The sequence below is a fragment of the Agromyces sp. Marseille-P2726 genome, assembly GCF_902809835.1.
GTDB lineage: Bacteria > Actinomycetota > Actinomycetes > Actinomycetales > Microbacteriaceae > Agromyces.
In genome coordinates, this window is record NZ_CADDWM010000012.1 from 159,559 (window position 1) to 185,421 (window position 25,863).

Here is a 25,863-nt window from a genome sequence, read left to right on the forward strand (position 1 = left end):
GACGCGGAGCGGGCCTCCTCGACGCTGCTCGAATCAGTGCGCCATCATTCGCAGGTGAACCTCGCGTCGCCCCAGACGCCGTGTGCACCGTTGATGCTGCCGGGGGCCTCGACGATGAGGTCGACGTACTGCGCTCCCGTCAGGTCGACGTTCACCGACTCGGGTGCGAACCCCGGCGTGAAGGTTCTCGACTGGTACCGGTTCGTGCCGTCGGTGTCGACCTTGAAGATCACGTTGCCGCCGAACCCGTACTCGAGTCCGACCTCGGCGGTGAACGCCGAGCACACGCCGCCCACGTAGTACGTGATCTTGGATTGCGCGTGGACGCCGAGCCCCTTCTCGTACTCGGGCGACTCGCCGGTTGCGGGATCCGTGTAGTTGACCTTCAGCGGGAGATCCGGCGAGTTCGCGGCATCCTTGTTGGCCACGTCCTTGCCGATGACGCCCCAACCGTTCGTCGCGCTCAGCCACTCGAGGTCGGATGCCCACGCCGACGCCGTCGGTGCCGGCGGCAGCGGCTGGTCGACGACCTGCCAGTCGAAGATCTTCAGCCGGCTCTCGGTCGGCAGCACGACGTACGCGAGCTCCTTCGCAGGGTTGAGCCGCACGAGGTTCGAGTACACCTGATACGGGTACGTCGGATACTCGTAGACGTCGGGGTTCGACGCACTGTTGCGTCCCAGCGACTTCACTGCGACGGTGGCACCGCCGAGACCCGACGCCTGCGGCAGCCAGTTCGGGAAGAAGACGTTCTGCCTCGAGACTGTGCCGTCGGTGTAGGTGAGCGTCAGCTCGGGATTCACCCCCGACCCGGATGCCGCGGACGCGAGCAGCGCGAGGTGCGTGCCCTGGCCGCTGAGGGCGATCGTCTGGCCCGCGGGTGCGACCGAGTTCGGGGTCCCGACCGGTTCCGGCCAGCGGTACTCGATCGCCGCGTCGCCGCTGCCGACCGTCACCACCCCGCCCGGAGTCGCTCCGGCGGCAGCGAGCGCGTCGGCCGAGAACGACGCACCACCACCGTCGAAGTTTCCGGCTCCAGCGGTCGCGACATCGGTGATGGAGACGGCGTTGTACGCACCGGCGAGTGAGCCGTACGCGACATACAGCTGATTCGCGCCCGACACCGTCTGGGACTCCCGCTTCGACAGGTACGACGCCTGGACGGTGACCGTCTGCAGGTCGGCGGCTGCGGCATCCGTCACCTCGAAGACGAACTCGGCGGTGATCGTCTCGCCCTTCTTCACCGTGTCCGCATGGTTGCCGGTCGCGGAGACCAACGTCCATCCCTCGGGAGCGATCGGCGTGAGCAGCACATCGTCCTTCGCCTTGCTGCCGGTGTTCCGGAACGTCGCGGTCGCCGTGGTCTGGTCGCCTTGGAAGACGCGGTCGGTGAGGGCGACGGTCACGGACGCCGCCGTGGCATCCGCGTCCTGACCGCCCACGCCGCTCGTGTCGGTGAGCATGAGGCGTGCCGACTCGACTGAGGCGATCTCGCCGGTCGCGATGACCACGACCCCGCCCGCCTGGTCGGCGACGTATGCCCAGCCGGCCTGCTCGTCGAGGAGTGCGACGTCGTCGACTCGAGGCAGCGTGCGGTCGTCGAGCTTCACGGTGTTCGGCTCCGAACCCGTGTGCGCCTCGATGCGGTAGGGCCGTGCGTCGGCCATGCCGTCGTACGCGCCGTCGCGCTTGCCGATTTCGATCTTCACCGTGCCCTTCTTGCCGGGCTTCGGTGCGTCGACGGTGAACCGCTGGGTGCTCGACTCGCCGTCGGCGTACGCCCGGGTGACCTCGTCGTCCTCGTAGAGCGTGAACTCCGAGCTGCCCTGCGGGTACACCGACAGCGTGACCGGTGCATCCTCGGGAACGAGCGACGCGTTGCGCGCGGTGATGCCCTGGGGTACGAGCGCGCCCGCCCGCACGAAGATCGGCAGCCGGTCGAGCGGCGCAGGGTGGCCGTTGATCACCTTTCCGCCCTCGTGGACGGCCCCCGACCAGTAGTCGACCCACTGCGTGCCCTCGGGCAGGTAGATGCCGTTGCGGACATCCGTCTTCGTGAAGACCGGAGCGACGAGGTAGTCGGTGCCGAGCAGGAACTCGGTGTTCGCCTCCTCGCTGTAGGCGCCCGGATCATTCGGGTACTCGAGCGCGAGCGATCGCATCATCGGGACACCGGTGCGGTGCGACTCCTCGGCGAGCGTGTAGATGTAGGGCATCAGCCGCTGACGGAGCTGCAGGTAGTCACGATTGATCTCGGTCGCCTCGTCGCCGTAGAGCCACGGACGCTTGTCGACCGAAGCCCAGCCGCTCATCGAATAGAGGGCCGGTGCGAACGCCTTCCACTGCAGGTCGCGCACGTAGCTCTCGGCGGAACCGCCGAAGATTCCGTCGACGTCGCCGGTCGTGAACGCGAGGCCCGAGTTGCCGGCACCGGTGAGCGCCGAGACCTGCCAGCGCACGGCATCGAGGTCGCCGGCGTGGTCGCCGGTCCACTGCATGCCGCAGCGCTGGGACCCGGCCCAGCCTTCGACCATGAGCGAGGTGCCGCGGGCGTCCGAGTACTGCTCGATACCGTTGTAGGCCGACTCGCAGCCGGTGAGCGCCAGGCGGTACCCGTTGCCCACCCAGGCCACGTCGAGCTTCCGGAGGCGGATGCCGGCCTCACCGACCTCGTACGCCTGCTCGGTCAGTGAACGCTGGGTCCAGAGGCCGGTCTGGAGGTTCGTCTCCGCAGCGATCGCGTCGACCGTCTCGGGCAGCTCCTGGTATTCGCAGCCGTAGCCGTCGTTCACGAGCATCCATCCGGCCGGCATGTCATGCTCGACGAACTGCTTCGCGATGTCGAGTGCCTGGGGCGTCCTGAGCTTCAGCGGGTCCTTGTAGCCGTTGTACGTCGGGCTGGACCGGTTGTAGCAGTCGGCGTCCCCGTACTCGAGCGCGTAGACCGGCGGCATGAGCGGTCGGCCGGTCAGCTGCGTGTAGGACTCCAGCGACTGCTTGTAGTCGCCGACGAAGAAGTACGCGTCGAAGCGGCGCTCCTCATGCGTCGTCGTGCCGTTCGCGAAGTCGTAGCTGCCGCGCGCGAAGGTGTTGCGAAGCACGCCGTATCCGTTCGACGACATGTAGTACGGCACGGCATTGGGGTAACCGTCATCGTCCCAGTCGAAGTTCCGCGCGATGTTGACCGTCGCGCCGGTGTGCACGGACCGTCCGTTCTGCATCCCGCCACCCAGGAACTGCTCGCCCTCGACGGAAGCCAGGTGCTGCGTGGCAGAGCGGTTGCCGAACGTGATCGGTGCCGACTCGGACCAGATCACCGAGCCGTCGGCACGGGCGGCCGTGGTTCGCCCAGTCGCCCGGGCGACCGTGATCGTCACCGCATCGCTGGAGATGGTGATCTCGGCGCCCTCCGACACGGAGACCTCCGCGCCCTCGAACGTCTCGGCACCGACGACGATGTCGGCTGTGCGGGTGTCGTCGCCCTGGGGGGTGTTCGCGGGATCCGTGAATTCCCCGCTCGGGTCCGCCTCGAGGCGGAAGGTGCCGTCCTCGAGGAACGTGATCCGCATCGCGCCGTCCTCGGCGCTGAGGGTGACCTGGGCACCGTCCTGGCGGACCGCGGTGATCGCACCCAGAGAGGTACCCGCCTCGTCGACGGGTACCTCGGGTGTCACCGCCTCGACGGCGATGGGCGTGGTGCCGTTGCGGTCTTCAGTGCTCGTCGGCGAGGCGGCGAACGCGGGGGCGACGGTGACCGTACCCGTCACTGCGAGAAGGGCGGCGATGCCCGTCGCGCAGATCCGAGCGGTCATCCTCGACCGTTGAACCGAGGGCCTGGTCATAGGCTGCTCACTTTCGTAGGGGTGATCGATTGTGCTCTTTGGATGGGGAAAACGTTCATATAAGATCACTCTGGATTCACTCGGGTCAAGAGAAATCAAGGAACCCGGTGACGTTTCCGTTCCGGAACGGGGAGAACCACGTCCCGGACTTCGTCGCGCACGGCGTGTGTCTTCGAGAGACCCCGCGCCTCCGGGGCCGCCCTGGGTCCTCTGCTCTCGGCCGGCGCGCCCGCCTGCCACAATGGCCGGATGGCGACCTTCACCGATGCACACGGCGTGCGCATCCACTACGAGTCGTGGCGCGTGCCCGATGCGAACGCCGTCGTCCAGCTCGCGCACGGCGTCGGCGAGCACATCGGCCGATACGGCGAGCTCATCGCCGCACTGAACGCGGCGGGCTACTCGGTGTGGGCCGACGATCACCGCGGCCACGGCCAGACCGGCTTCGAGCAGCACGGGGGAGACCTCGACCGCATGGGGCGCCCGGGCCCCGGTGGCATGCGCGCCGCGATCGCCGGCGTCGAGCGCTTCGCCGACGTCATCCGCGCCGAGGAGGGCGACGGGGTGCCGCTCGTCATGCTGGCGCACTCGTGGGGATCGTTCATGGCACAGCACGTCATCAACCGGCATCCCCACCGCTACGACGGCGTCGTGCTCACGTCCAGCGCCTGGCTGCAACTGGGATACGTGAACCTCGGAGACCTCAACAAGCGGTTCGCCCGGCCGGGGGGCACCACCATGGAATGGCTCAGTCGCGACCCCGCCGTTCCCGAGGCATTCATGGTCGACCCCTACACGACCGACCGGACGATGCAGCAGCTGTTCGGCTGGCCGCAGTCGTTCAGCCTGATGACCCGGCCGTCGAAGCGGATTCCGAGCGAGCTTCCGCTGCTGCTCATGGTCGGATCGGAGGACCCGGTGGCGGGCGAGCGGAGCATGAAGGCGCTCCTGAAGGACTACGTGCGGCGCGCGGGACTCGTCGACGCGACCCTCATCGTGTACGAGGGTGCTCGGCACGAGGTCTTCAACGAGGTCAACCGCGAGGAGGTACGGGCCGACCTCATCGAGTGGCTCGACGCCCGGTTCGCGGTCGACTGATCGAGGTCGCGACCGACCGCGGGATCGACGCGAGCTCGACCGCGGATCGACGCGGTCAGTCGGCGCGCAGCGGCGGCACGTCGAACCCCAGCAGTCGGATTCGAGGGTGGTGCACCGCCCGCGATTCGGTCGCCCATGGGTAGACGATCGTCGTCAGGTGGCAGTTGCCGAGCACGGGCAGCAGGTCGCGATAGCCGTCGGGGTCCATGCCGGCCAGCTCGCAGAAGAGCAGCCGGATGAGGGTGGCGTGCCCGACGATCAGGACCCGGCCGTCGGGGAACTCGCGGTTGAGCTCGTCGAGCACCGGCATCGCACGGGCGATGCCGGCCCGGCCCGACTCGCCGCCCGGCAGCGGATTCGAGGCGGGCGCCTCACGGAATGCCGCCCACGCCTCGGGGTACCGCTGGGCGATCTCGTCGGGCGTGAGTCCCTCGGCTTCCCCGAAGTCGATCTCGGTCAACCGGTCGTCGGTTCGCAGCGGGATCCCCGTCGTCTCGACGGCGGGCGCGGCCGACCGCTGGGCGCGGATCAGGGGCGAGGCGACGATCGCGTCGAGCGCGGCGTTCACCGCCCATGCGCCGAGCGCCGCGGCCTGCCCGAGGCCGTTCCTCGTCAGCGCGACATCGGAGTTGCCGGCGTACCGATGCTCGGCGTGCCAGATCGTCTCTCCGTGCCGCGCCAGGAAGAACGTCGTCATGCATCCGGAGCCTACGCCTCGCGGCATCCGTAGGCTTGTGCCCATGCACGGTGAGTACAAGGTTCCCGGCGGCAAGCTCGTGGTCGTCGATTTCGACGTGGTCGGCGGCGTCATCCGCAATCCGCGCGTCGCAGGCGACTTCTTCCTCGAGCCCGACGCGGCGCTCGACGACCTCAACCGGTCGCTCGAGGGCCTCGCCGCGGCATCCGACGCCAGGCAGATCGCCGCGGCCATCGCCGGCGGATTGCGCCCCGACGCGGTCATGCTCGGGTTCTCGCCCGAGGCGGTGGCGGTGGCCGTGCGACGGGCGATGACGGATGCCACGAGCTGGACCGACTACGAATGGGAGATCGTGCACGACCCGGCCGTGCCGCCGCGCCTGCACCTGGCGCTCGACGAGGTGCTCGCGACCCGTGTCGGCGAGGGGCGACGCAAGCCCACGCTGCGGTTCTGGGAGTGGGACGAGTCGGCCGTCGTGATCGGCAGCTTCCAGTCGGTGAGGAACGAGGTCGACCCCGAGGGGGCCGAGCGCCACGGGTTCGACGTGGTGCGCCGCATCTCGGGCGGCGGGGCGATGATGATGGAGAAGGGCAACGTCGTCACGTACTCGCTCTACGTGCCCGCCGGCCTCGTGCAGGGCATGAGCTTCGCCGACTCGTACGCGTTCCTCGACGACTGGGTGCTGCAGGGGCTGCGCTCGATCGGCATCGAGGCCACGTACCAGCCGCTGAACGACATCACGAGCCCCGCCGGAAAGATCGGCGGTGCTGCGCAGAAGCGCCTGGGAGCCGGCTCGGTGCTGCACCACGTGACGATGGCGTACGACCTCGACAACGAGAAGATGCTCGAGGTGCTGCGCATCGGCCGCGAGAAGATCAGCGACAAGGGCATCGCATCGGCAGCGAAGCGCGTCGACCCGCTTCGCAGCCAGACCGGGCTGCCCCGCGCCGAGATCATCGAGCGGTTGAAGCAGACGTTCGCCACGCTGTACGGCGCGACGACCGGCTCGGTGAGCGACGACGAACTGGCCGCGGCCGAGGAGCTCGTCGAGACGAAGTTCTCGACGCGGGAGTGGCTCTACCGCGTGCCCTGAGCCGGGTTCGACCTCGCGACGACCTTTCGCCGGGTGGAGGACCTCCGCGAGAGGTCGTATACCGTCGAAAGGTCGTGGCGTGAGGTGTCCGAGGTGCGCGCCCGTGAAACCCCCAGCGTTCCCTCTGTACAATCGCCCGAGTGGACTGGTGGATGTGGGTCGGCCTGGGCGTGCTCGCCGCCGGCTTCCTCGTGCTCGCGGTGAAGCGGCGCTGGATCGACCTGTCCGACAAGACGCGGCGCGGCGGCGGCGGTGCCGGCGGCGTCCTGATGATCGGCGACGAGGTCTTCGCGCCGCGCAAGCACGAGGCGCAGGTCGAGCTCGACCGCCAGAGTCGCCTGCCGGCGCCGGCCCCGCTCCCGGGTGACGGCGACAAGGGCATCGCGTTCGCCGCGGACGACGCCGACGACGACGATCCCGATCGGTTCCGAGGGCGCATCCGTCTCGACGTCGATCACGGCTGACCGCTCGAATTGCGCGATTCTCGCCAGAATCGGCGGCTCGATGTTCGCGTGGAGCGTGCGCGCGACCGTGAGCATTCCCGCGGTCATCGGCCGGCGAGCACGCGGGATGCCACGACCGCGCCGACCGCGAGCGCGCCGAGTCCCGCCGCGGCGAACGCCGCGATGATGAGGTCCGACCCGTCTTCGAACACGCCGCCCAGCAGGGCGCCGGCGGCGATGCCGCCGTTGAAGAAGACGACCATGAGCGCGCTCGCCGTCGCCCGAAGCGCGGGCGAGGCGACGCCGAGCATGCGCGCCTGCAGCATGGCGGGCAGCCCGCCGATGGCCAGGCCCCACATGAGGAGGGCGGCCACGACGGCGAACGTGGCGCGTGGCGCGACTCCCAGCACCGCGAGCGCCACGGCGAACGTCGCCGTCATCACGACGAGGGATGCCACGGGCCAACGGTCCGCGGTGAGCGCGGCGATCGCGAGCCCGCCGATCCCGGCGACGCCGAAGCCGAGCAGGAGCGGGCCGATCCATGACGACGGCAGCCCCGCGGCATCCGTCAGGTACGGCGAGATGTAGGTGAAGAGCGTGAAGCTCGCCGCCGCCGTGAGCGTGCACGCGATCGCCGCGGCGAGCACCGCCCGGAAGGAGCGGTCGAGTCGGCGCGCGCTCGATCCCGGTGCGACGGCCGGGGACGCGGGGAGGCGGCGCTGGATGACGACCGCGACCACGGCCAGCGACAGCGCGAGCCCGGCGAACACGAGGCGCCAATCCGCGACCTGGCCCACGACGGTGCCGAGAGGGATTCCGGCGACGGTCGCGCCCGACGCTCCTCCGCTGACGATGGCGACCGTGCGTCCCGACGCGCTCGCGGCCACGAGCGAGGTCGCGTAGACCATCACGACCGACCAGAACGCGCCATGGGCCATCGCGGCGATGATTCGCGAGCCGAGTGCGACCTCGTATGTGGGAGCGATGGCGGTGACCGCGTTGGCGAGGGCCATCACGGCGAGGGCGACGACGATGAGCGTGCGTCGGTCGATTCGCGCGGTCAGGCGCACGAGCGGCAGACCCGCCACGATGATGGTGGCGGCCCACAGCGACACGAGCAGTCCGATCGTGGACGCCGAGACCCCGAACTCGGCGCTCATCGCTGGCAGCAGCCCGGCGGGGATCATCTCGACGGTGACCGTGGCGAAGACCGCGAAGGCGAGTGCGAGCAGGGCGAACCACGGCGTTCTCGTGACCGGGATGCCGGTTCGGATGGCGGTTGTCTGTGACATACCGCGAGACTAAACTTTGACATCTATGTGAAGGTCAAGCCCTTCGGAGGATGCGATGAAGATCGGCGAGCTGTCACGTCGCACGCGAGTGCCGACCCGCATGCTGCGGTACTACGAGCAGCAGGGCCTGCTCTCGTCGGAGCGGCTGCCCAACGGGTACCGCGACTATCCCGAGAGCGCGGTCGAGCAGGTCGAACTCGTGCGCGGCCTCATCTCCTCGGGCCTGCCGACGAGGCTCATCGGCACCATGCTCGGCATGGACGGCGTCGAGGGCGAAGAACTGGCGCGCACGTGTTCGAGGAACCTCGCCGAGAGCCTCGCCGAGGAGCTGGCGACGCTGGAGTCGAAGATCAGGTGCCTCGAGCGGAGTCGCGACACGGTGCGCCGGTTCCTGGCGCGCACCAGGCATGCCGAGGTGATCGGCGACGCCCGCCTGGTGCTCGAGCACGTCCCCTCGTCGACACCGGCCGCCGCAGGTGCTCCGCGCTGACGCGCTGACTCCCGTTCACCCGACCCATCGCCACCACCGCGGAATCGCCCCGCGCTCCCGCGGGAGCTACCGCCCGGCGACCGCCGCGGCCACCTTCGAGCCCCACTCCTTCGCCCGGTTCTCCTCGCCGCCGGCGAGCGGACCGCCGTACCCGTGAACACCGAACGTCTCGGGCGTCGCCGCGGGCTCGAGTCCACGCGCCACGAGTCGCTTCATCGCCTTCTTCGCAGCCGAGCCGGGCAGGCGCGGCGAGACCGTGCGCGTGTCGAACGTCGCCACCCGTACCGCCCGCGACGGCGGCGACAACTCCAGAATCCATTCCCGGATGCCGCGGGCCGGAATCATCGTGGCGCCCTGCTGGCGCGCCGACTCCCGGGTCGACGGCGTGGTCATCGAGAACGCGTGCGTCGGCCCGCCCACGATCAGGAGGTCGACATCGTCGGGAATGACCGGCGGAGCGTCGACGACGGGGACGACCTCGGTCTCGCCGCCCACGCCCGAGGCCGCCGCTCTCGCGATCGCCTCGGTATTGCCCCAGATCGACTCGTACACCACCAGTGCCCGCATGATCGCCCTCCGTCCTCGGCCGCGCCTCGGCACCCATCAGGGTAGACGCGAGGCGAGCGCACGGCGAGGACCTTCGGCCCGCCGGCCTGCCCGCTGGCAGACTGGTGCCCGTGGCATCCGACGAACCGAACCGCATCATCCACGCGGACAACCTCGCCGTGCTGCCGACGCTCCCGGCGGGCCGCTTCACGCTCGTCTACCTCGATCCTCCGTTCAACACCGGGCGGGCACAGGCGCGACAGTCGACACGGCACGTGCGCGTCCCCATCCCCGCCACGGCGAACGGCGAGCTGACGGATGCCGCCGCACCTGCGTCATCCGGCACCATCACCGGCTTCGCCGGTCGGCGGTACGAGCGCATCCGCGGCGACCTGCTGCGGTACGACGACCGTTTCGACGACTACTGGGCGTTCCTCGAGCCGCGGCTCGTCGAGGCCTGGCGCCTGCTCGCCGACGACGGCACGCTCTACCTGCACCTCGACTACCGCGAGGCGCACTACGCGAAGGTGCTGCTCGATGCGCTGTTCGGGCGCGAGTGCTTCCTCAACGAGTTGATCTGGGCCTACGACTACGGCGCCAAGGCGCGGCGCCGCTGGCCCACGAAGCACGACACGATCCTCGTCTACGTGAAGGACCCCGAGCGGTACTGGTTCGACTCGTCGGCGGTCGACCGCGAGCCGTACATGGCTCCCGGACTCGTCACGCCCGAGAAGGCCGAGCTCGGCAAGCTGCCCACCGACGTCTGGTGGCACACCATCGTGTCGCCGACGGGGCGCGAGAAGACGGGCTATCCCACGCAGAAGCCCGAGGGCATACTGCGGCGCATCGTGCAGGCCTCGACGCGCGAGGGAGACTGGGTGCTCGACTTCTTCGCCGGATCAGGCACGACCGGCGCGGTCGCGGCGACGCTCGGCCGTCGCTTCGTGCTCGTCGACGAGAACCCCGAGGCCATTGCCGTGATGAAGGGCCGGTTCACGGATGTCGCCGGAGTCGTGTTCGAGGACGGCCGGGTCTCCACGGCGAACTGACGAGGGCTCGCCGCCATCGCCCGGCTCTCGGACGTCGCTGCGCGCCCCACGCCCCGGCATCCGTTGCCGAGGCACGCCGGTCAGGACGGGCGCGAGCGGCGCGTACAGCAGGACCGTGGCGAGTGCCCACGGTACGACGAGTGCCAGCGCGAACACGACCCAGGCCTCGACCTCGAGCCCGCGCATCAGGGCGAGCACGGCGCCATGGGTGAGGACGACCACGAACCCTCCGAGTGCGACGACCGAGACGACGCGACCGGCTCGCTCGGGAAGCCGGGCGAGGGCGGGGCGCGCCACGAGGATCAGCGCCCACGACACGAGGATCGCCGTGAGCACGCTCACGACCGGCGTGCCGAAGTCGCCCTTCTTCAGGTCGAGCGGCGCCGACGCGCCCGACACGATGAGCGCGACCGCGGCTGCGAGCATCACCGTGCCGGTGACGACGGGCCGCTCGATGCGGTGACGGATGACGCGCAGCGTGCGTCCCGCGACGATGAAGACGAGGCACGCGAGCCCGACTCCCGCATCGAGGGGCACCATGGCGATGACCGAGCTCGTCAGGTACCCGGCGGTGAGCAGCGCGAACGCGACCGCCCACTGCCCGGCGAGGGGCATCCGTTCGATCGCATCGGCGGCGACCACCGCCACGAAGAAGGCGGTCACGAACCAGAACGCGGTGAAGCCGCGCGGCGTGTACGTCCCGCCGGCGAGCAGTCGCAGCGGATCGTCGAGTGCGCCGAGCACGACCGCCAGGATGCCGAGCCAGGCGGCGTAGGGCACGAGCAGCGCCCGAGTCCGCCGCCGCAGGAATCCGGCCAAGGCCGCCAGGCCCGCCGCGCGCGTCGACGCCACGTACCCGCTCAGGACGAAGAACACCGGCACGTGCCAGGTGTAGGTCGACAGGTTCACGGCAGGCTCGAACCAGACGTGACCCGTCACCACGGCCACGATCGCGAGGATCCGAACCGCGTCGACCGACGCGTCCCGGCGCGCGACCCGCACCATCCTCCGCACGGTAGGGTTCGGGCCTGCGAACGCCGTGCACGGAGGCTGGGCGACCGGTGTGCGCGGCAGCTCAGGTGGATTCGCGCACCACGAGGCTCGTGGGGAGCAGCGTGACCTCGGGAACCTCCTCGCCCTCGATCAGCCGCACGAGCGTGCGGGCCATCTCGGCGCCCATCTCGACCGACGGCTGGTGCACGGTGGTGAGCGGCGGCATGGCGGTGGCGGCATAGCGGTCGTCGTCGAAGCCGACGACGGCGATGTCGTGCGGCACCGAGCGCCCGGCGTCGGCGATCGCCGAGTACGCCCCGATCGCCATCTGGTCGTTCGCGGCGAACACCGCGTCGATCGCCGGATCGCGTTCGAGCAGGCGACGCATCGCGACCGCGCCCGATGCCGGGCTGAAGTCACCGTGCTCGACGCCCGCCGGGGAGAGTCCGGCGCGCTCGAGCGCATCGGCGAACCCACGGAGCCGGTCGACCCCGGGCGGCATGTCCAGGGGGCCGGCGATCGTCGCGATCCGCCTGCGCCCGCGTTCGACGAGGTGCTCGGCGGCCTGCGTGGCTCCGCGCGTGTTGTCGACGTCGACCGTGTGGTTGACCCGCTCGGTGGAGTCGAGGGGTCGCCCGCCGAAGACGACCGGGAGCGAGCGCGACAGGTTGGCGTACGAGTGGTCGCCCGTGTGGTGGGAGACGACCAGCGTGCCGTCGACGTTGCCGCCGAGGAGGTAGCGGCGGGTCTTGTCGATGTGCGCCTCGGACTCGAGGAGCATCGAGAGCGTGTACTCGGTGTCGGCGAGCGCGAGCCCAACGCCCTGCACGAGGGTCGCGAAGAACGGGTCGTTGAAGACGCGCGCCGTCGACTCGGGCACGACGAGCGCGATCGCGTGCGTGCGCCGGCTCGCGAGCGAGCGGGCCGCCCGGTTGGGCACGTAGTTCAGCGCCGCGATCGCCTCGTGGACGGCACTGGCGACATCGGGGCTGACCTTGGGGGAGCCGTTGACGACCCGCGACACCGTGGCACGCGAGACTCCCGCGCGCGCCGCGACCATCTCGAGTGTCGGTGCCGAACCCGACGTCATGCTCGCGTTCATCGCGAACCCCCTTGTCGCGGTCGTCTTCACACCAAGATAATCGGCGTGCTCACCCGCGTCTGCCCGTTGCGCGAAGACGAGAAGGCGGTCCGGGGCCGGACGAAGGCCTTCGGCGTACACTCGAACGGTGTCCGCAGACGACCGCCGGGTCCCGTCCGATCGCGTGAGGCAGAACCGACGCCTCGCGATCGCCGGCATCCTGAGCCTGATCCTGATCGCGATCGCCGCGGTCGTGGTCGGCGCGGTCTCGGGCGGCGCGAGTGGCGGGTCGGCTGCCGCTCCAGAGACCGAGACGCCGGATCCGCCCCGTCCCTCTCCGGCGGCGGCGCCGCCGCCGGCGAGCGTCGACACGTTCAACCGCGCCGCGTTCTCCATCGACGACCCTGCGAGCCCATGGGTGGTCGTGAACAAGCTGCGGCCCATCAATCCCGAGGACTTCGAGCCCGACGACCTCGTCGAGGTGCCCGTGGAGTACACGAACGAGCCGCTGCTCCGGCAGGAGGCGGCCGACGCCGCGGTCGCGATGTTCGAGGCCGCGTTCGAGGAGGCCGGTCTCGAGCTCGCGTCGAACAGCGCCTATCGTTCGTTCTCCGCGCAGGAGAATGTGTACGACGGCGACGACCTGACGACCGCACGGCCCGGGTTCAGCGAGCACCAGACGGGTCTCACGATGGACATCGGCCCACTGTCGGGGGAATGCTCGCTCGAGGAGTGCTTCGCCGACACGCCCGAGGGCATCTGGCTGCGCGACAACGCCTGGCGATGGGGATTCATCCTGCGCTACCCGGCCGACAAGACCGAGGTCACCGGATACTCCTTCGAGCCGTGGCACTTCCGCTGGGTCGGCACCGACCTCGCCGCCGAGATGCGTGAGACGGGCATCACGACGCTCGAAGAGTTCTTCGGCCTCCCTCCGGCCCCCGACTATGCCTGAGCGGATGCCGCGACGAGCGGCCGGGCGAACGGCGGGGGCCGAGCGACCCGGTCCGACCACGGCGCGCACGTCGCGCCGCGGCGTTTCGCTCGCCGTGCTCATCGTCAACCAGCTGATCGCCGGCGTGGGCGTGGCCTCGGGGATCACGGTGGCCGCGATCCTCGTCGCCGAGCTCAGCGGGACCCCGGCACTCGGCGGACTCGCCCAATCCGCGAACGTGCTCGGCGCGGCGCTCACGGCGATCCCCCTCGCTCGCCTCGCGGTGCGGTCGGGTCGGCACGTCGCGCTCGCCGTCGGCTATGCGCTCGCCTGCATCGGCGCGGTGCTCGTCATCGTGGCAGCGGCCAGCGGTTGGTGGGTGCTCGTCTTCCTCGGGCTGGCCGCGTTCGGGGCGGGGGCGGCCGCCGGCCTGCAGGCGCGCTTCGCGGCAACCGAGGTCGCCGCCCCGGGATTCGAGGCCCGGGCCATGTCGCTCGTGCTGTGGGCCACGACCATCGGATCCGTCGCCGGCCCGCTCTTCTCCGAGGCGGGCGACGACTTCGGGCTGGCGCTGGGACTTCCGCCGCTCGTCGGCTCGTTCATCTTCTCGGGCATCGCGTTCGCGCTCTCGTCCGTGCTCGTCGCGACCCTGCTCCGCAGCCCTCGAGCGGGCCACCTGGCGACGGATGCGTCCGAGGCCGGCCCCGAGCCGGCTCCCGCACCTGTCGAAGGGCGCGACGCCGCGGCATCCGTGGGCCCCTCGAGCGACCCACGTGACGACGTGCGCACCGAGGCCCCCGAGCCGGTGGGCGCCCTGAGCGCACTCAAGACGGCCGCGCGCAACCCCACGGCACTCGTCGCGATCCTCGCGATCGTCTGCTCGCCCACCGTCATGGTGGGCGTCATGGTCATGACGCCGATCCACATGACCGAGCACGGCCTGTCGCTCACCCTCGTCGGCGTCGTGCTCAGCATCCACATCCTCGGCATGTTCGGCGCCAGTCCGATCATGGGCTGGCTCGCCGACCGCATCGGCTCCCTCCGCGTCATCATGATCGGCGCCGGCCTGCTGATCACGGCCACGATCATCGGCATTCTCGCCCCCGACGACGTAATCCTGCTGCCGCTCGCCCTGGGCATCCTCGGCCTGGGGTGGTCGGCGGGTCTCATCGGCGGGTCGACCCTGCTCACGACGACGGTCGACGAACGACTTCGAGTGCCGCTGCAGGGGGCGACGGATGCCGCGATGAACATCGCCGCCGCGGTGTCCGCCGCCTTCTCCGGGCTCATCCTCGGGCTCGGCGGCTACGCTGCCGTGAACGTCGTGGCGATCTTCGTGCTCGTGCCGCTGGCCGTCGCGGCGCTGCGGCTTCGGTCACTCCGTCGCGGCGCGCCCGCCTGATCGCTTCCGCTGGACCGCGCCCGCGCCGAAAACCGCGCGCCGTACGTGATATCGCTCTCACGCCTTTCCCAGCGTTCGGGCGGGAACCTCTCAAACCAGCATGATGGGCTTTCGTGTCCCCCTGACGCCCACACGGAATTTCCCTCGCCTTGCCCGAATCCCCCCTCCTCCCTGACGTTCGTCGCGCCACGTTCCGGGCGCCCGCCACCCCGTCGGCCTGCGCCCGCCGGGCGCGCCCCGTCACCCGAGCAGTCCCCGCCGCCGGCAGCGGTCCGCCGTGGTCCGCGTCATCGCGCGGAGCCGGTGCGCAACCGTCGTCCTCGCGGCACCGCGTTCCGCAGCTCGATCGCGGTCGGCTGCGTGTCGGCGATCATGGGCGTGAGCGCACTGGGCGCGATCGCGGCATCCGCCGACGCATCCCGCACCTCCGAACCGTCGGGGACCATCGGCGTGGCCGGCGCGACCGCTGAGCCGGCCGCACCCGCGGACACCCTGGCCGCCACCCAGGTCGCGCTCGACGACGGACCGGCGGTGACCAGCGAGCTCTCGGTCGCCGCCGCGCCCTTCACCGGAGGCACCCAGGTCTCGGTCGCGGGCGAGGAACTCGACCAGGTGGCTTCCGTCACCGTCGGCGGTGCGCCCGCCACCATCGTCGCGGCGGACGACGGCGCGCTCACCTTCACGGTGCCCGCTGTGGGTGCCGGCTCGCTCGGCGCCACTGCCGACGTGCAGTTCACGGATGCCGCGGGCGCGCCCGTCGACGTCGAGGCCCCGACCGCCGTGGTCGCCGCCGGCACATCCGTGGTGCAGCCGCTCGAGGGTGAGCTCACCGGCGCCCTCGAGGCGCCCGCCCCGACCGCGCCGCGGACCCTCACCCTCACGTACACGAGCGACCCCGCCATCGACGCGCAGGTCGGCTACGTGCTGGCCTACTGGAGCAGCTACAACTCCGACGTGTACCCGGTCATCCACGGCTACGACTGCGCCAACTTCGCGAGCCAGTCGCTCCTCGCCCGCGGTTGGACGATGGACGCCGGATGGTACGTCGACCTGTCGACCGGCGCGATGTCGCCGAGCTGGGCGAGCTCCACGGCGCTGCGGGACTACCTGTACACGCGCACCGACCGGGCCGTCGAACTCGACGATTCCCAGCGCGATCTCGTGAAGGCGGGCGACATCGCCCAGTTCGACTGGGACTCGTCGGGCGACCGCGATCACACCGCCGTCGTGACGAAGGTGGAGCACGCGGCCTCCGGCACGAGGGTCTGGGTCGGCGGACACACGAAGGACGCGGACTACTGGGATGTCGACACCGCCCTGGCCACCGGCGGCGGCTCGGTGACCTACTTCTCGATCAGCTGAGGCCGCTCTGCGGGTTGAGGAGGCGCGCAGCGCCGTCTCGGAACCTGCGACGCGCGGGCATCGGTTCGAGACGCCGGCTTCGCCGGCTCCTCAACCCGCACCGCTGTCGACGACGACGACCGAGCGCGCCGGGAGCACGAGGGCCTCGGCGGTGTCGGGCACGGCGTCGCCCGCGAGCTCGCCCGAGTGCAGCAGCACTCGACCCGCGAGCGTCGTCGCGGCGCCCGCCGGCCCCAGGTTCACCGCGATCACGAGCGGCCCGCGGTGCACGAGCACCGTGCGTGCCTCTTCATCGATCTCGACCCGGGTGCCCGACAGCAGCGGGTCCGTGAACTCGGACCGTTCCCGGCGCAGCCCGATGAGCCGGCGGTACCAGGCGAGCATCCGGGTGTGCAGGCTCGCCGCTGAGGCTTCCGGATACGGCTCGGTCCAGTCGAGCTTCGACCGCCGGAACGTCTCGGGATCCTGCGGATCGGGTACGACCGCCGGATCCCAGCCCATCCGCGCGAACTCCGCGATCCGGCCCTCGGCCGTCGCGCGTCCGAGTTCGGGCTCGGGGTGCGACGTGAAGAACTGCCAGGGAGTCGAGGCCGCCCACTCCTCACCCATGAACAGCATCGGGGTGAACGGCGACAGCAGCGTGAGAGCCGCGGCGATCGCGAGTCCGCCTTCATCGACGGATGCCGCGAGCCGGTCGCCCGTCGCCCGGTTGCCGATCTGGTCGTGGTCCTGGTCGAACACCACGAGCCGCCACGCGGGCGTCGAGGGGTCGAGCGGGCGACCGTGGGTGCGGCCGCGGAAGCTGGACCGGGTGCGGGCGTGGAAGAACCCGTGCTCGAACACCTCGCGCAGCGCGGTGAGCGGCGCGAAGTCCTGGTAGTACCCAGCGGTCTCACCCAACACCGCGACGCGCACCGCGTGATGGAAGTCGTCGGACCACTGCGCGGTCATGCCGAGCCCGTGCGCCTCGCGCGGCCGGATCATGCGTGGGTCGTTGAGGTCGGACTCGGCGATCAGCGACAGCGGTCGGCCGAGGTGCGCCGAGAGCGCGTCGACCCGTTCGGCCAGCTCCTCGAGCAGGTGCACGGCCCGATGATCGACGAGCGCGTGCACCGCATCGAGGCGCAGCCCGTCGACGTGATAGTCCTGCAACCACATGAGGGCGTTCCCGATGATGTGTTCGCGCACCCCGTCGGAATCGGGCCCGTCGAGGTTGAGCGATGAACCCCACGTGTTCCCCGGTCCCTCGCTGAGGTACGGGCCGAATTCGGGCAGGAAGTTGCCGCTCGGGCCGAGGTGGTTGTACACCACGTCCTGGATGACGGCGAGCCCGCGGGCGTGGCATCCGTCGACGAAGCGCTGGTACGCCGCCGGTCCGCCGTAGCTGTGCTGCACCGCATACCAGCCCACGCCGTCGTAGCCCCAGTTCCACTCGCCGTTGAAGGCGTTCACCGGCAGGAGCTCGACGAACGTGACGCCGAGCGCGACGAGGTGGTCGAGTCGCCCGATGGCAGCGTCGAGGGTGCCTTCCGGCGTGAACGTGCCGACGTGCAACTCGTACACGATGCCGCCGGCGAGCTGCCGGCCGGTCCACGCCCGGTCGCCCCAGTGATGCGTCGCCGCGTCGAACACGCGCGAGAGCCCGTGCACGCCGTCGGGCTGCCACCGCGAGCGAGGATCGGGCCGCGGCGTCTCGGAGTCGTCGATGAGGTACCCGTAGTCGCGTCCGTCGGCGGAGACCTGCCACCAGCCTCCGGGCCGCGACCCCATCGGATGCCGCTGGCCGTCGATGTGCAGCGTCATCCGCGTGGCCCGGGGCGCCCACACACGGAAATCGGTCACGAGCGATGCCCTTCGCGCACCAGCAGCGCCACGGGGTAGTCGCCCAGCAGCTCCTCCACCCGCAGCGAGCCGCCCTGAGAGGTGCGACGGCTGATGAGGTCCGCGACCAGCCCGTCGCCGACGTCGACCACCGTGTCACCCCATCCGTTGCGCGCGGCCAGGCCGACGGGCAGTCGCGTCCCGAGCGTGATCGCGCCGCCCCGGTCGAACGCGATGAGGTGATCGGCTGCGGGGCCGGATGCCGCGAGTGGCACGTAGTCGCGGAAGAGCTCGGGCCGGTCGCGACGCAACCGCAGGGCGCGCATCGTGACGAGCAGCTTCGCCGATCCGCTCGAGCCGACGCGGGGGATCTGGCCCGCATCGATCATGGCGAGGATGCGACGCCGCAGCCCGAAGTCGACGGGCCGCCGGTTGTCGGGGTCGACGAGCGACTGCTCCCACAGCTCGCTGCCCTGGTACACGTCGGGCACGCCCGGCATGGTGAGCTGCACGAGCTTGGCGGTGAGGGCGTTCGACCACCCGGGCCCGGTGAGCCGGTCGACGAAGGGGGCGAGGATCTCGCCGACGCCGTCGTCGTCGAACACCGCGTCGACGAGCGCGTGCATGCGCGACTCGAACGCCGCATCCGGTGCCGTCCAGGTCGTCGAGACACCCGCCTCGCGTGCCGCCTTCTCGGCGTAGGCGTGGAGGCGATCGCGGCTGAGCGGCCAGGCGCCGACCACGGCCTGCCACAGCAGGTTCTCGAGCGGCCCGTCGTCGAGCGTCACCACCTCGCGCAGCCGGTCGAGCGTCGCGGCCCACTCGTCGGGCAGCTCGGAGATCGCGGCGATGCGCGCTCGCACGTCCTCGCTGCGCTTGGTGTCGTGGGTCGAGAGCGTGGTCATCGACCGCGGCATCCGTTCGTGTCGCTCTCGCGCCCGCGCGTGGAAGGTCTCGACGTCGATCGAGAACTCGGCCGGGTCGCCCCCGACCTCGGTCAGGCTCGTCAGACGGGTGAAGCGGTAGAACGCGGTGTCCTCCACGCCCTTGGCCATGACCATGCCGCTCGTCTGCTGGAATCGCTGCGCTGCCGGGTGGCCCGGGTCGGAGAGGACCGGAACCAGGCGCTCGATCGTGGCTGCGAGGTCGGGACGATACCGGGACGCGAGCCAGGCCGCCTCGTGCAGGTGCTCGACCCCGAAGGGGAGGTACGAGCGGTACACGGGGAAGCACGCGAGCAGCTCGGCGACGGCATCGGCCACGGTCGCCTCACCGGCCGATCCGCCGAAGCTCGCCGCGAGTTCGCGATCGAGCCGGCGCACCTCCGAGTTCAGGATCCCGTTCGCGACGCCGAGCTTCGTGTCGTGGATCATCGTCGCCCAGTCCGCGGTCTCCCCGCCTCGCAGGCGCGTGTCGAGGTCGGTGAGCGCGGCCTCGGCGGCGGGATCGACGAGCACGCGGTCGACGGCGGCGAGGGCGTCGTACCCGGTCGTACCGGCGGTGGCCCAGCCCGGAGGCATCCGCTCATCGCCCTCGATGATCTTCTCGACGAGCACGAACGCGCCGTCCGTCGCCGCGGCGACCCGGTCGAGGTAGGCGCCCGGATGCCGCAGCCCGTCGGGGTGGTCGACGCGAAGTCCGTCGGCGAGCCCGTCGCGCACCCAGCGAAGCACCTCGACGTGGCTCTCGTCGAACACCCAGGGCACTTCGACGCGGATCGCCGCGAGCGTGTTCACCGCGAAGAACCGGCGGTAGTTCAGGTCGTGGTCGGCGCGTCGCCAGTCGATGAGCTCGTAGTGCTGGCGATCGTGCACGGCCAGCGGGTCGTCGTCGGGCGACGCGGTGCCGGATGCCACGGGGAACCGCTGCCCGTGATAGTGCAGCTCGAACGACCCGTCGTCGGCGCCGGCGGTCTGCACGAGCTCGACGGCGGCGAGATCGTCGTCGCTGCCGAGCACCGGCAGGCGAACGCGGCCGTCGCCGAACTCCCAGTCGATATCGAACGCCTCGGCATAGCGCGAGGCCCGCCCGTTGGCGAGGACGTGCCACCACCAGGCCATGGCCGCCGGGGTCGCGACGCCGACGTGGTTCGGTACGAGGTCGACGAGCACGCCCATGCCGCGCGAGCGGGCCGCGGCAACGGCTCGGTCCAGGCCCTCGGAGCCGCCGCGCGCCGTGTCGACCTGCGAATGGTCCACGACGTCGTACCCGTGTGCGGAACCGGCCTCCGCCTGCAGGAGCGGCGAGAGGTAGAGCCAGTCCGCGCCGAGGTCGTGGACGTAGTCGACCAGCTCCGCCACCGCGTCGAGGTCGAACGACTGCCGCACCTGGATCCGGTACGTCGAGGTCGGCGCGCGCATCACCCCACCGCCCTGCTCGGGGGCGATGGTGCTCCGCCGGAGACGCCCAGGACTGCGGGCGTGGTGGGGCTCGCCTGGCCTCCCTGGCCCGGCGGGCGGACCGTGAGCGATGCCGCCACGGCGGGGTCGGCTTCGGACTCGAGTTCGGCGGGGGCGCGAAGCACGAGCATCGATCTCCCTTCCAGCGCGATCGTGTCACCGCCGCGCCTCAGCTCGCTGTCGGTGGCCAGGCCGGCCGTGTCGATGACGACCTCCCACCGCTGGCGGGTGCGCGGTGGGATGGTGAACTCCGTGGCATCCGGCTCGGCGTTGTAGAAGAGCAGGAAGTCGACGTCGGTGATCGGCTCGCCGCGGGCGTCGCGCTGGCGGATGCCCTCGCCGTTCACGAACACGCCGACCGCACGGCCGAGCGGGGCGTCCCAATCCTCGGGCCGCATCGGGCTTCCGTCGGGACGGAGCCACACGATGTCGGGAAGCGGCGCCCCCTCGGGGCTCTCCTCGCTCTCGACCGGCCGCCCGTCGAAGAAGCGGCTGCGGCGGAAGGTGGGGTGGTCCTTGCGGAGTCGGGCGACCGCCGCGGTGAACTCGACGAGCGGGCGGTCGGCCTCGCTCCAGTGCACCCAGCTCAGCTCGTTGTCCTGTGCGTACGTGTTGTTGTTGCCGCGCTGGGTGCGGCCCAGTTCATCGCCGTGCAGCAGCATCGGCACGCCCTGCGACAGCAGCAGCGTCGCGAGGAAGTTGCGCTGCTGCCGGGCCCGCAGCGCCAGCACCTCCTCGTCGTCGGTCTCACCCTCGACGCCCGAGTTCCATGAGCGATTGTGCGATTCGCCGTCGCGGTTGTCCTCCCCGTTCGCCTCGTTGTGCTTCTCGTTGTACGAGACGAGGTCGCGAAGCGTGAACCCGTCATGGGCGGTGACGAAGTTGATGGAGGCGACCGGGCGGCGCCCGCTGTTCTCGTAGAGATCGGCCGAGCCGGTGATCCGCGACGCGAACTCGCCGAGACTCGACGGTTCGCCCCGCCAGAAGTCGCGCACCTCGTCGCGGTACTTGCCGTTCCACTCCGACCACTGCGGGGGGAAGTTCCCCACCTGGTAGCCGCCCGGGCCCACGTCCCACGGCTCGGCGATGAGCTTCACCTGCGACACGACCGGATCCTGCTGCACGAGCTCGAAGAAGCTCGACAGCCGGTCGACGTCGTAGAACTCGCGTGCGAGCGTGGCGGCCAGGTCGAACCGGAATCCGTCGACGTGCATCTCGAGCACCCAGTAGCGCAGGCTGTCCATGATGAGCTGCAGGGAGTGCGGATGCCGCACGTTGAGCGAGTTCCCGGTGCCCGTGTAGTCGGTGTAGTACCGCTTGTCGTTCTCCTCGAGCCGGTAGTACGCGGCGTTGTCGATGCCGCGGAAGGCGATCGTCGGCCCGAGGTGGTTGCCCTCCGCGGTGTGGTTGTAGACCACGTCGAGGATCACCTCGATGCCCGCGTCATGCAGCGTGCGCACCATGCTCTTGAACTCCTGCGCCTGCTGGCCGGTCTCGCCGGTCGAGGAGTACTCGTTGTGCGGCGCGAAGAATCCGATCGTGTTGTAGCCCCAGTAGTTGCGAAGGCCCTTCTCGAGCAGCGTCGAGTCCTGCACGAACTGGTGCACCGGCATGAGCTCGATCGCGGTCACGCCGAGCCGAAGCAGGTGTTCGATGACGGCGGGATGCGCGATTCCGGCGTAGGTGCCCCGCTGGTCCTCGGGGATGTCGGGATGCAGCTGCGTGAGGCCCTTCACGTGGGCCTCGTAGATCACGGTCTCGGAGTACGGCGTGTTCGGGTGCCGGTCGCCCGCCCAGTCGAAGAACGGGTTGATCACGACCGAGTGCATCACGTGGCCGGCCGAGTCGTCGTCGTTGCGGGAGTCGGGGTCGCCGAAGTCGTAGCTGAACAGCGACTGGTCCCAGTCGAACGACCCCGCCATGGCCTTCGCGTACGGGTCGAGCAGCACCTTGTTGGGATTGGCGCGCTGCCCGTTCGACGGGTCCCAGTGCCCATGGACGCGATATCCGTAGCGCTGCCCGGGCTGCACCTGCGGCAGGTACGCGTGCCAGACGAACGCGTCGACGTCCTGCAGTTCGACCCGGGTCTCGGTGCCGTCGTCGTCGAACAGGCAGAGCTCGACGCGATCGGCGGCCTCGCTGAAGATGGCGAAGTTCGTGCCGCTGCCATCGAACGTCGCGCCGAGCGGGTACGCCGAGCCGGGCCAGGCCTCCGTCGGGGTCATTCGACGCGCAGCGCTTCGGTCACCACGCGCTCGGCCTCGGCCTGAACCCGGGCGAGATGATCCGGTCCCTTGAACGACTCGGCGTAGATCTTGTACACGTCCTCGGTGCCGCTCGGCCTGGCCGCGAACCATGCGTCGGCCGTCTGCACCTTCACTCCGCCGATGGCCGCATCGTTCCCGGGGGCCCGTGACAGCTTCGCGGTGATCGGCTCGCCGGCGAGCTCGGTCGCGGCGATCGCGTCGGGCGTGAGCTTGCTGAGCGCCGCCTTCTGCGCCGGAGATGCCGCGGCATCCGTTCGCTCGTACGCCGGGTCGCCGAACCGTGCGACGAGGTCGGCGTACAGCTCGGAGGGCGACCTGCCCATGACCGCGCGGATCTCGGACGCGAGCAGGCACAGCAGGATGCCGTCCTTGTCGGTCGTCCAGACGGTGCCGTCGAAGCGCAGGAACGACGCGCCGGCGCTCTCCTCACCGCCGAATCCGACCGAGCCGTCGATGAGCCCCGGGACGAACCACTTGAATCCGACCGGCACCTCCCAGAGCCGACGTCCGAGCGATTCGGCGACGCGGTCGATCATCGAGCTCGAGACGAGCGTCTTGCCGATCGCGGCATCCGATCGCCAGTCGGGGCGGTGGGTGAAGAGGTACTCGATCGCGACCGCGAGGTAGTGGTTGGGATTCATGAGCCCTCCGTCGGGGGTGACGATGCCGTGCCGGTCGGCGTCGGCGTCGTTGCCCGTGAGGATGTCGAAGTCTGCGCCGTGCTCGAGCACCGAGGCCATGGCCGAGGGGCTGGAGGGGTCCATGCGGATCTTGCCGTCCCAGTCGAGCGTCATGAACTCCCAGCGCGGGTCGACGCGTTCGTTCACGACGGTGAGGTCGATGCCGAATCGGTCGCGGATCGCGGCCCAGTAGTGCACGGATGCCCCGCCCAGCGGATCGGCGCCGATGCGGATGCCGCTCTGCCTGATCGCCTCGAAGTCGATGATGTTCGCGAGGTCGTCGACGTAGGCGCCCCGGAAGTCGTAGGTCTCGACGCCGCTCGGCTCGGCCTGGTTGACCTCGCGAAGGCCGCCCTCGATGAGCTCGTTGGCGCGGTTCGCGATCCACGTGGTGGCGTCGGAGTCGGCCGGGCCGCCGTGCGGCGGGTTGTACTTGATCCCGCCGTCCTGGGGCGGATTGTGGCTCGGGGTGATGATGATGCCGTCGGCCTCGCCCTCGGCACGCCTGCCGGGATCGTTGTTCCATGCCAGGATGGCCCGGCTCAGGGCGGGCGTCGGCACGTAGTCGTCGTACTCGTCGGCGAGCGCGCGCACCCGGTTGCCCACGAGGACGTCGAGCGCGGTGGTCAGGGCGGGGCCGCTCAACCCGTGCGTGTCGGCGCCGATGAAGAGCGGCCCGGTGACGCCCTGCGCGGTGCGATAGTCGACGACCGCCTGCGTGACCGCGAGGATGTGGTGCTCGTTGAAGCTCGTGGTGAATGCGGATCCGCGGTGGCCCGAGGTGCCGAACACGACCCGCTGCTCGGGCACCGAGACGTCGGGTTGCTGCTCGTAGTACGCCCTGACGAGGGCTTCCACGTCGATGAGATCGGATTCGGTCGCCGGGGTCCCCGCTCGCTCATGCATGTCGACCAGTCTGTCCTGCCTGGGTTTCCGATTCCACAATTCAGGGGCAGGGGCGCGTCACTCGCCATTTCGTGCTAAGGCATTCGGCACCCGGCACCCGGTGGCGGAATTGCACCCCGGAACGCAGGGCGAGCAGGGCGGCTCAGCCGACGAGCGCCTGCGCGCCCGTCGCGATCGTGTAGATGACGAGCCCGGCGAGCGCACCCACGACGGTTCCGTTGATGCGGATGAACTGCAGGTCCCGTCCGACCTGCAGCTCGAGCTTCTCGGTCGTCTCCTGCGGGTCCCAGCGCTCCACCGTCTCGGTGATGACGTCGGCGATCTCGTGGCGGTAGTTGCGCACGACGTAGGTCGCGGCATCGGTCACCCATGCATCGACCTTGGCCGCGAGCTCGGCGTCGCCCGCGAGCCGGATGCCCACCTCGACCACCGCCGAGCGGAACCCGGCGCGCAGCTCGCTGCTGGGATCGGCGAGGGAGGCCGCGAGGGTCTCCTTCACGCTCGCCCACGCCTCGGCGGCGAACTCGCGCCCCCGCGGACTCTCGAGCAGGTCGATCTTCAGTCGCTCGAGCCGCTCGATCGTGGCGGGGTCGCGCTGGAGGTCGGTCGTCAGGTCGGTGAGGTAGCGGTCGATCGCCTGGCGAAGCGGATGCCGCGGATCGTCGCGCACCGCCCGAACGAAGGCGAGCACCTCGCGATGGGCTCGCTCGTCGACGATGCGTTCGACGATGTCGGGCACCCACCTCGGCAGGCGTCCGGAGACCAGGCCGCCGATCGCCTCGGGGTGCGCGTCGAGCCACTCCTCGGTCTTCTCGACCACGACGTCGACGGCCGCGCGGTGCTGGTCGGCGGCGACGAGCCGCTCGCCAAGGCGGCCGATGGCCGGGCCCCACTCGGGCTCGAACAGGTGACGGCGGGCGAGCTTCTCGATGACGTCCTCGACGTCGTCATCGCCGAGCAGCGTCAGGATGCCACGGGCGGCGACGGATGCCTCGGCGGTGAGTCGGTCGGCGTTGGCCGGTTGCGCGAGCCAGCCGCCGAGCCGGCGCGCGATGCCGATCGACCGGAGCTTGCCGAGCACGACATCGTCGGAGAGGAACTCGTGCTCGACGAATGCGCCGAGCGTCGCGCCGATCTCGTTCTTGCGCGTCGGGATGATCGCCGTGTGCGGGATGCGCAGTCCGAGCGGATGCCGGAACAGCGCGGTCACCGCGAACCAGTCGGCGATGGCACCGACCATCGCCCCCTCCGCGGCTGCGCGCACGTAGCCGAGCCACGGCACCTGATCCTGCAGCGCGAACGACACGGCGAACACCACGGCGGCGGCGGCGAGCAGGCTGGTCGCGACGCGCTTCATGCGGCGCAGCGCCGCGCGGCGCTCGTCGTCGGTCGGCATGGGGCGCGCGATCCCCGCGTTCGTACCGGCCGTCGTCTCTTCGGTCACCGTCATGAGCCGGCCCCCTCGCGT

18 protein-coding genes and 1 pseudogene are annotated in these 25,863 nt (G+C 70.5%); 8 read left to right on the forward strand and 11 right to left on the reverse strand.

The genetic code is table 11. The features are described 5' to 3' along the window. Positions 1-44: 44 nt before the first annotated feature. Complete coding sequence (locus HUS56_RS07010; protein ID WP_254431330.1) at positions 45-3,812, reverse strand: NPCBM/NEW2 domain-containing protein; 3,768 nt, start codon at positions 3,810-3,812, stop codon at positions 45-47. A gap of 279 nt (positions 3,813-4,091) precedes the next feature. On the opposite strand from HUS56_RS07010, the gene HUS56_RS07015 reads away from it, so the two are divergent. Continuing rightward, positions 4,092-4,940, forward strand: coding sequence for an alpha/beta fold hydrolase (locus HUS56_RS07015; RefSeq protein WP_173922685.1), 849 nt, complete (start codon positions 4,092-4,094; stop codon positions 4,938-4,940). Between the two features lie 55 nt (positions 4,941-4,995). Here the strand turns inward: HUS56_RS07015 and HUS56_RS07020 are convergent, their stop codons facing one another. Beyond that, positions 4,996-5,637, reverse strand: coding sequence for a histidine phosphatase family protein (locus tag HUS56_RS07020; protein WP_173922686.1), 642 nt, complete (start codon positions 5,635-5,637; stop codon positions 4,996-4,998). 43 nt (positions 5,638-5,680) lie between these two features. On the opposite strand from HUS56_RS07020, the gene HUS56_RS07025 reads away from it, so the two are divergent. After that, positions 5,681-6,730 (forward strand): biotin/lipoate A/B protein ligase family protein, encoded by a 1,050-nt coding sequence (locus tag HUS56_RS07025; protein WP_173922687.1) that lies wholly within the window; start codon positions 5,681-5,683, stop codon positions 6,728-6,730. Between the two features lie 140 nt (positions 6,731-6,870). Beyond that, entirely contained in the window at positions 6,871-7,194 is a 324-nt protein-coding gene (locus tag HUS56_RS07030) for a hypothetical protein (protein ID WP_173922688.1), read from the forward strand. 83 nt (positions 7,195-7,277) lie between these two features. Here HUS56_RS07030 and HUS56_RS07035 read toward each other — a convergent pair whose 3' ends face one another. Continuing rightward, positions 7,278-8,465, reverse strand: a complete 1,188-nt coding sequence (locus HUS56_RS07035) for an MFS transporter (RefSeq protein ID WP_173922689.1) — start codon at positions 8,463-8,465, stop codon at positions 7,278-7,280. 55 nt (positions 8,466-8,520) lie between these two features. On the opposite strand from HUS56_RS07035, the gene HUS56_RS07040 reads away from it, so the two are divergent. Then, positions 8,521-8,955, forward strand: a complete 435-nt coding sequence (locus HUS56_RS07040) for a MerR family transcriptional regulator (RefSeq protein WP_173922690.1) — start codon at positions 8,521-8,523, stop codon at positions 8,953-8,955. A gap of 66 nt (positions 8,956-9,021) precedes the next feature. On the opposite strand, the gene HUS56_RS07045 is transcribed toward HUS56_RS07040, so the two are convergent. Continuing rightward, the gene (locus tag HUS56_RS07045; RefSeq protein ID WP_173922691.1) at positions 9,022-9,522 is read right to left on the reverse strand and encodes a flavodoxin family protein; all 501 of its coding nucleotides are present in this window, start codon (positions 9,520-9,522) and stop codon (positions 9,022-9,024) included. A gap of 110 nt (positions 9,523-9,632) precedes the next feature. On the opposite strand from HUS56_RS07045, the gene HUS56_RS07050 reads away from it, so the two are divergent. Continuing rightward, positions 9,633-10,550: a site-specific DNA-methyltransferase gene (locus HUS56_RS07050; RefSeq protein WP_254431331.1), complete on the forward strand. Its 918-nt coding sequence runs from the start codon at positions 9,633-9,635 to the stop codon at positions 10,548-10,550. Between the two features lie 126 nt (positions 10,551-10,676). Here HUS56_RS07050 and HUS56_RS17255 read toward each other — a convergent pair. Together HUS56_RS17255 and HUS56_RS07055 are read right to left on the reverse strand one after the other, a co-directional pair. Next, positions 10,677-11,555: pseudogene (locus tag HUS56_RS17255) on the reverse strand (acyltransferase family protein); the annotation flags it as partial. A gap of 70 nt (positions 11,556-11,625) precedes the next feature. After that, entirely contained in the window at positions 11,626-12,645 is a 1,020-nt protein-coding gene (locus HUS56_RS07055; RefSeq protein ID WP_173922692.1) for a LacI family DNA-binding transcriptional regulator, read from the reverse strand. A gap of 127 nt (positions 12,646-12,772) precedes the next feature. Between HUS56_RS07055 and HUS56_RS07060 the strand changes: the two genes are divergently transcribed. From HUS56_RS07060 to HUS56_RS07070, 3 genes are all read left to right on the forward strand, one after another. Then, entirely contained in the window at positions 12,773-13,579 is an 807-nt protein-coding gene (locus tag HUS56_RS07060) for a M15 family metallopeptidase (protein ID WP_254431332.1), read from the forward strand. A 4-nt stretch (positions 13,580-13,583) separates the two neighbouring features. Continuing rightward, positions 13,584-14,960, forward strand: a complete 1,377-nt coding sequence (locus HUS56_RS07065; RefSeq protein WP_173922693.1) for an MFS transporter — start codon at positions 13,584-13,586, stop codon at positions 14,958-14,960. 303 nt (positions 14,961-15,263) lie between these two features. Next, on the forward strand, positions 15,264-16,322 hold the full coding sequence (locus tag HUS56_RS07070; RefSeq protein WP_173922694.1) for an amidase domain-containing protein: 1,059 nt from the start codon (positions 15,264-15,266) through the stop codon (positions 16,320-16,322). Between the two features lie 90 nt (positions 16,323-16,412). Here the strand turns inward: HUS56_RS07070 and treZ are convergent, their stop codons facing one another. From treZ to HUS56_RS07095, 5 genes are all read right to left on the reverse strand, one after another. After that, the gene (gene treZ, locus HUS56_RS07075; RefSeq protein WP_254431356.1) at positions 16,413-18,125 is read right to left on the reverse strand and encodes a malto-oligosyltrehalose trehalohydrolase; all 1,713 of its coding nucleotides are present in this window, start codon (positions 18,123-18,125) and stop codon (positions 16,413-16,415) included. A 35-nt stretch (positions 18,126-18,160) separates the two neighbouring features. Then, positions 18,161-20,503, reverse strand: a complete 2,343-nt coding sequence (gene treY / locus HUS56_RS07080; RefSeq protein WP_173922696.1) for a malto-oligosyltrehalose synthase — start codon at positions 20,501-20,503, stop codon at positions 18,161-18,163. Continuing rightward, positions 20,503-22,767 (reverse strand): glycogen debranching protein GlgX, encoded by a 2,265-nt coding sequence (gene glgX / locus HUS56_RS07085; RefSeq protein WP_173922697.1) that lies wholly within the window; start codon positions 22,765-22,767, stop codon positions 20,503-20,505. Before glgX ends, treY begins: the two co-directional genes overlap by 1 nt. Further along, the gene (pgm, locus tag HUS56_RS07090; protein ID WP_173922698.1) at positions 22,764-24,395 is read right to left on the reverse strand and encodes a phosphoglucomutase (alpha-D-glucose-1,6-bisphosphate-dependent); all 1,632 of its coding nucleotides are present in this window, start codon (positions 24,393-24,395) and stop codon (positions 22,764-22,766) included. Before pgm ends, glgX begins: the two co-directional genes overlap by 4 nt. A gap of 142 nt (positions 24,396-24,537) precedes the next feature. Beyond that, complete coding sequence (locus HUS56_RS07095) at positions 24,538-25,845, reverse strand: DUF445 domain-containing protein (protein ID WP_173922699.1); 1,308 nt, start codon at positions 25,843-25,845, stop codon at positions 24,538-24,540. Positions 25,846-25,863 lie beyond the last annotated feature (18 nt).